Origin of the sequence: Streptodolium elevatio (assembly GCF_040649515.1) — a bacterium.
Lineage (GTDB): Bacteria > Actinomycetota > Actinomycetes > Streptomycetales > Streptomycetaceae > Yinghuangia > Yinghuangia elevatio.
On the sequence record NZ_JBEZFP010000126.1, the window covers coordinates 20588 to 27376 of the forward strand.

Consider the following 6789-nt stretch of genomic DNA (forward strand, 5'->3'; position numbering starts at 1 on the left):
TGCCGCGACCCCAGGAGGCTTGGCCGCCGGTCCCGGGGTCGTGGGAAGGGACGCCGACTCGATCACAGTGACCTCATCGCCGTCAGGCCGCAAGGCCCTGTTCTGTTGCCAGGTGCCGGAGTTCGACCAGCGCCTGCTTCTCGATCTGGCGGATGCGCTCGCGCGTCAGGCCGAGCTGCTTGCCGACCTCGGTCAGCGTGTGCTGCTTGCCGTCGAGCATGCCGTACCGCGCCTTCATGATCGTCGCCGTACGCCCGTCCAACCGCCCGACGAGATCGGCGATCTGACGCCGCTCCATCGCCTCCAGGGCGACATCCTCGGGGGTCACCGGATCCGTCTCCTGGACCAGCTCGCCCAACTCCGTCTCGCCGTCGTCGCCCACCGGGCTGTCGAGGCTGATCGGGTCGCGGGCCCAGCCCAGCACATCGGCGACCCGCTCGGGCGTCGATCCCAGCGTCGCCGCGATCTCCGCGAAGTCCGGCTCGTGCCCGTTGTCACGCGCGAACTCGCGCTGCACACGGCGGATCTTGCCGAGTTCCTCGACCAGATGCACGGGCAGCCGCACCGTACGCGCCTGGTCCGCCATCGCGCGCGTGATCGCCTGGCGAATCCACCACGTCGCGTACGTCGAGAACTTGAACCCCTTCAGGTAGTCGAACTTCTCGACCGCCCGCACGAGGCCGACGTTCCCCTCCTGCACCAGATCCAGGAACGGCATCCCGCTGCGCGGGTAGCGCCGTGCCACGGACACCACGAGCCGGAGGTTCGCCCGGATGAACTCGTCCTTCGCCTTGTGCCCGTCCTCGACGAGCGCCCGCAGCTCGTCCTCGGTCACACCCTTGGGGAACTCGCCGTCCTGCAAGAGCTGTTGGGCGAACAGCCCGGCCTCTATGGCCTGCGACAGCTCCACTTCGCGTGCCGCGTCGAGCAGCTTCGTACGGCTGATTTCGTCGAGGTACACACCGACGGTGTCGCGCTCCGCATCCGCGGCCTTCCGCGTACGCGAGGCGGCGACCCGATCGGCTCCCTGACGGGCAACGCCCCGTGTCGTCGGCATTCCTGACCCTCGCTTTCATTCGCGTTCGTCGTAATTGCCCAACAAGCGGGGGTCCTGTGATATTCCGTCCACAGGTGTACTCTCGAAAGGTTGGCCCCCGGGCCACCGGATCCACGCCGCCGCAGCAGCCCGGCCGGCACGGCCCCGAGGCACCCCGGCGACCGCCCGCCATCCGCGGCGATCACTGCCCGAGTAACGGCCGAGAGCCCCGCAGTGTTCCGCGCCGCCGTCCGGCCCCGGATCGCCGCGCCGCCCACGCCCGGCACAACGCCCGCTCACCTCATCCGCTACCCCGCCCGCGCCCCCGGATTCGTCTTCCACCGGCCCCGTAAGCAGAGCCACCCACCGCGACCTCGGCAACCACCGTGCCCGGCCACCCGCCCACCTCCGACGCGGCGAAACACCGGAGCGGCGTACCGCGCCGGTCCGCTACCCTTTTCCGCGAGGCCCACCGAGCGAGCGCGGCCACGACGTACTCCCGCCCAGGAGCACCCGTGAACCGAGCAAGAACGGCAGGCCCACCCGACGCGCCACATCCACCGCAGGCAACCCCAGGCAACCCCTCGGGCTTTTCTGCAAGGATCTCCGCACGTCCCGCCTCAGTAGCTCAGGGGATAGAGCACCGCTCTCCTAAAGCGGGTGTCGCAGGTTCGAATCCTGCCTGGGGCACACAAAGCATCCGCAAAATCACAGCCCGCAACCACCCCGGTAGCGGGCTGTTCTGCTGTGGGGACAGCGGCCGCAACGGCGCTGATCTCCGGCGGGCGGTTCGTCGATTTTTTCGAGGCAGCTTGCGGGAGGGCGGGCCGCTTCCGAGCGGGCTGGCGGTCGTGCTCAGGGTGCTGACAGCTGTACGCCGACTTCGGATGCCTCGGCGTACGGCGGGCTGTGCTTGCGGGGGGGGCGGGGTTGGCGATAATCGCTGCCGTCGGGGCAGGCGCGCTTCATACGATCAGGGCATGTCGGTCTGTGAACCCGTCTCCCGGTCGTCCTTGAAGCGCCTTGAGCCAATAGCAGCCCCGAGCCCGATGCCGGTCCTGCCGTCACGGACCTGGTCCGACCAGGACTGGGAGCGCATCCAGCTCGGCTACCGCGCCCAAAGCATGGACGAGAAGTGGAACGTCTTCGCGGAGGACGAACTCGTGTACCTGCATCGCAGTTGGACGGGGTTCGGGGTCTTTGAAGCGACGTTCGCACCTGTCGAGGGTCGTGGGCGGAGGATCGTCAGCGCGGTGGTCGAACGTGATCAAGACCGATACGCGAGCACGGATGACGAACGGGACCTGGTGGTGCTGGAGCTGGTCCTCAGCACGATCGTGCTCGGCGAACCGGCTCAGGAACTTCGGACTCGACTGGTGGAGTTGACCCGGCAGAGGGCCGGCTCCGAAGTGAACGGCGCGCTCGTGCAGCACAGCATGTTGGGTGCGCGTTCCGAGCGCTGAGTCGGCGAACGACATCTTCACCGGGCGAGCCGTCGCGCAGGCGGGACGGCTGCCGCGATGGCCAACGCAGTGCCGTGCGCCCCGTGCTGTTGCCGTACGCGTCCCGCCGCTCTCAAGCGCTGCCAATCGCCACCAGTGGCGCCGCGTTTTCCCACAGATTCCCCACGATTCCCACGGGCACGATTTGGAGTTTGGGCAGGCCCCCGATACTCCGCGTCCCTCGCCGTAGAGCAAGGGGCGGGGTGTCGGCGCGGGCGGCTGGCTCGGCCTGTGCGGAGGTGGGATGGGCTGCAGGGTGCGGAAGGGGCGGCTTGGGTGGGGGTTAGGGGGTGGTGATCAGGGTGCGTACGTGGGGGATTGCTTCGGCTAGGGGGATGGTGGTGGTTTCGCCGGTGGCGCGGGTGGTTACTTCCACGTTCCCCTCGGCGAGGCCGCGTGCGCCGATGGTGATGCGGTACGGGATGCCGATCAGCTCGATGTCGCGGAACTTCACGCCGGGGCGTTCGGCGCGGTCGTCGAGGATGACGTCCACCCGTTCCGCGCGCAGGCCGGCGTACAGGTCGGCGACGGCCTTGTCGGTGGCCTCGTCGCTCTTGCCGACGGGTACGAGGGCGACCTCGAAGGGGGCGACGGCGGCCGGCCATACGATGCCCGCGTCGTCGTGGTGCGCCTCGACGATCGCGGCGATTGCCCGCTCGACGCCGATGCCGTAGCAGCCCATGATCGGGGTGACGCGGGTGCCGTCCGGGCCGAGCACGGTCACGCCGAGTGCCTCGGTGTACTTGCGGCCCAGTTTGAAGATGTGCCCGACCTCGACCGTGCGGACGACCTCCAAGGCGGTCCCGCACACCGGGCACGACTCGCCTGCCTGCACCTCGCGCAGGTCCGCCCAGCGGCCCACGGTGATGTCGCGTTCGACGTCGACGCCCCGCAGGTGGACGCCGTCCTTGTTGGCGCCGGTGGCCATGCCCGTCCGGCCGCGCAGTGCCTCGTCCGCGATGACGGGGTGGGCGGTGACGCCAACGGCGCCGAGGCTGCCGGGGGATGCGCCGAGGGCCTCGCGGATCTCGTCCGGCTGGGCGGGGCGCGCCGTGCGGGCCGCGGTGACGTCCAGGAGCTTCTGTTCGACCAGGTTGTGGTCGCCGCGCATGAGCACCAGGGTGATCTGCCCGTCGAGGACGTACACGAGCGTCTTGACCTGGCGGTCGGCCGGTACGGAGTGCTGGGTGGCGAGGTCGTCGATGGTCTTCGTGTCCGGGGTGTCGAACGGTTCCGGCGTCGGCGCCGACGCGTCGTCGGCCACCGTCGCGAGCGCGGAGGTGGCCTTCTCCACGTTGGCGGCGTAACCGCAGGATGTGCAGTGCACAACCAGGTCCTCGCCGGCCTCCGTCGGCGACATGAACTCCACGGACGCGCTGCCGCCCATGCTGCCGCTGGACGCCTGCACCGGAATCGCCGGGATGCCCAGCCGCCGGAAGATCCGCGTGTACGCCTCGTGGTTCAGGTCGAACGAGCGGTCCAGCCCCGCCTGGTCCAGGTCGAAGCTGTACGCGTCCTTCATGGTGAACTCGCGGACCCGCATCAACCCGCTCTTCGGCCGCGGCTCGTCGCGGAACTTGGTCTGGAACTGGTACCAGATCTGCGGGAGTTGCTTGTACGACGACAGCTCCAGGGCGGCGGTGGCGATGACCTCCTCGTGGGTCATGCCGAGCGCGAAGTCCGCGCCTTTGCGGTCCTTGAGGCGGAACATCTCCTCGCCCATGACTTCCCACCGGCCGGACTTCTGCCAGATCTCCGCCGGGTGCATCGCGGGCAGCAGCCATTCCTGCGCGCCGATCCGGCCCATCTCCTCGCGGATGACCTCGACGACCTTCGCCCGGACGCGGACCGCCAGCGGCAGCAGCGAGTAGTGCCCGGCCATCAGCTGGCGGATGAAGCCGCCGCGGACGAGGAGGCGGTGGCTGGCCGCGTCGGCGTCCGCGGGGTCGTCGCGAAGTGTGGGTACGTACAGTTCCGACCAGCGCATGAGCCAAAGACCTTTGCCTCGGGGAAGCGTGTGGGTTCGCGGCCGAGATCACCGACTCGTCGCCGTCGCAGGCAGATTCTAGTGGGGACCCCTTGGTCGATCCGCCGTGTTCGGGACCCGCTGACCACCCCTGAGTGGGTCGATTCCCCGTGGTCTCAAGCCAATTGCGATCCCCAGTCGTGTTTCTGCATCGGAGCTGGACGAGGCGCGGCATCTACGAGGCGACGTTCGCGCCGGACGACGGCGGCGGGTGGCGGATCGTCGGTGCCGTGGTCGAGCGGGATCCCGGGCGCTACGGGAACACCGACGACGAGTGCGACCGCGTGATGCTCGAGCTGGCACTCGGCACGATCGTCCTGGGCGAGTCGGCGCCGGAACCGGGCGAGCGGCTGACGGAGCTGGTCCGGCGGGCATCCGGGTCGGACGTGTCTGCCGGGGCCATCCGGCTCAGCGCCCTGGGCCTGCGGTCCGACCCCTGACCGGGATCCGGCGGCCTGTCGTCGAGTGCGGGTCGGGCTGTGCATGTCGAGGGGACGACGCCGGGGCGCGGAGTGTCGGCCGGGAAGCGTCGGCCGGGAAGCGTCGGCCGGGGAGTGTCGGCCGGGGAGCGTCGGCGGCTCCGGCGAAGTCGCACGGGCGGGCCGGTGCTCCTATAACATGATCCAACTCACGACGACCGCCCCTGAGCGCCGTCCTGCGCCGAAAGCCTCTCAATCCGGTGCGGAGGGCGCTTTTCATACTGGACTCCGACAAACGGCCAAGTAATTGATACTCGAGAAAAAGCGCGCGTTCCCCCGAATAGACGACGAGGCCCTGGTTGCCTCGCGGCATCGGTCGCGGACGATTCTGTGGGCCGCCGTAGGCGTGGCGGTCCTCGGGTTTGTCGTTGCCCTGGAGTTCGCCGCACGCCACTACGGCTCACCGGGGCCGATCACCAAGACGTCGCGCGAGCTGATATTCGCGCCCTCTTCGGGGCCGCTGCTGTACGCCGGCCTGGCGCTCACGCTGGTGGTGCTCAGCTGGCGGCGGCGTTTTGTCGCGGTGGGTGTCGCGGTCGGTATCGACGTGGTCTTCTCGGTGGTGCGGTTGGCGGCCGGCGCGCGGGTGGAGTTCGGCAACGGGGCACTGTGGGTGGTTCTGGGGTGTGCGGTCTTTGCGGTGACGCGCCGCACCGGCCCGGACCGCACGCTGCTGCTGAAGGGCGCGGGGCTCGGGCTGCTGCTGGTGGCGGGGCACAAGACGGGCGACACCTGGCTGCTGATCACGTCGATGACCCGGCCGGAGGTGCTCGACCCGTACGTGGCGACGGCCGACCACGCGCTGGGTGATCCGTCGTGGGTGGTGGGCCGGATGGTCGAGGCCACCGACCCGGTCAGCAGCCACGTGCTCGGTGCGGTGTACGGCCAACTCCCCCTCGCGGCGGCCATCGTCGGGTTGTACCAACTGCGGAACGTGGCGGTCGAGCGCCGATTCCCGGGCCATCACCTGGTACGCACGTTCCTGGCCGTCGGCCTGCTCGGCCCGGCCATCTACATGATCTTCCCGGTGGTCGGGCCGGTGTTCGCGTACGGCGCCGACGGCGGGCAATGGGCGGTGGCCAGTATGTGGCCGGACACATCGCCGGCGATCACCGCGCCCGGCTCGATCCGGTTCGACGAGATCACTCCTCGCAACTGCATGCCGAGCCTGCACACCGCGTGGGCCACCGCGCTTTTCATCCATTCCCGCAAGGGTTCGCGGTTCATGCGGTTCGCCGGGACTTTTTGGCTGATCGCCACGCTCACCGCCACCCTCGGATTCGGTTACCACTACGGCGTGGACCTCGTGGCCGGTGTGGTGTTCGTGCTCACCATCGAGACGGCCATGCGCGCATTCGACCGCGGGTGGGACCGGCGGGGCGTCTGTCTGGTCGCCTACGGCGCGACGGTTTTCGTGCTGCTTTTGATTTCCTACCGATTTCTGGCCGTGGAGATGGCCGAGCATCCGTGGGTCTTCGGGCCGTTGCTTCTCGTGGCGATGTCGTCGGTCATCGCCGCCTTTGTGCGGACCACCAGGCTGTGGGAGCCGAAGGCCGCTCCGGCGGCGGAGCGACCGGAACGGGACCGGCAACTCCTCGCGGTGTGACCAGGCCGCCCGATTTTCGATGGCCCCGGCGACACCCCGCCTCCTTGAACCGCCCCGGGTGAAGTGGGGACTCGATTACGTGTAAGGATCGAGTTATGGGACGTCCGTTCACCTATCCGCTTGAGCTGCGTCAGCGTGCG

The 6789-nt window shown here is 69.1% G+C and carries 5 protein-coding genes and 1 tRNA gene; 4 read left to right on the top strand and 2 right to left on the bottom strand.

Annotated features, from left to right (window positions below):
• Window positions 1–82: 82 nt before the first annotated feature.
• Window positions 83–1057 (bottom strand): sigma-70 family RNA polymerase sigma factor, encoded by a 975-nt coding sequence (locus tag AB0C36_RS34080; protein WP_358362013.1) that lies wholly within the window; start codon window positions 1055–1057, stop codon window positions 83–85.
• A 596-nt stretch (window positions 1058–1653) separates the two neighbouring features.
• Here AB0C36_RS34080 and AB0C36_RS34085 point away from each other — a divergent pair.
• Together AB0C36_RS34085 and AB0C36_RS34090 are read left to right on the top strand one after the other, a co-directional pair.
• A tRNA-Arg gene (locus AB0C36_RS34085) sits at window positions 1654–1726 on the top strand.
• Window positions 1727–2016: 290 nt separating this feature from the next.
• A complete protein-coding gene (locus AB0C36_RS34090) occupies window positions 2017–2499 on the top strand; it encodes a hypothetical protein (RefSeq protein WP_358362015.1) in 483 nt (160 codons plus the stop codon).
• A 322-nt stretch (window positions 2500–2821) separates the two neighbouring features.
• Here the strand turns inward: AB0C36_RS34090 and AB0C36_RS34095 are convergent, their stop codons facing one another.
• A complete protein-coding gene (locus tag AB0C36_RS34095) occupies window positions 2822–4525 on the bottom strand; it encodes a proline--tRNA ligase (RefSeq protein WP_358362017.1) in 1704 nt (567 codons plus the stop codon).
• A 179-nt stretch (window positions 4526–4704) separates the two neighbouring features.
• On the opposite strand from AB0C36_RS34095, the gene AB0C36_RS34100 reads away from it, so the two are divergent.
• On the top strand, window positions 4705–5004 hold the full coding sequence (locus AB0C36_RS34100; RefSeq protein WP_358362020.1) for a hypothetical protein: 300 nt from the start codon (window positions 4705–4707) through the stop codon (window positions 5002–5004).
• Window positions 5005–5368: 364 nt separating this feature from the next.
• Window positions 5369–6649, top strand: a complete 1281-nt coding sequence (locus AB0C36_RS34105; RefSeq protein WP_358362022.1) for a phosphatase PAP2 family protein — start codon at window positions 5369–5371, stop codon at window positions 6647–6649.
• The last annotated feature ends 140 nt before the right edge of the window (window positions 6650–6789 follow it).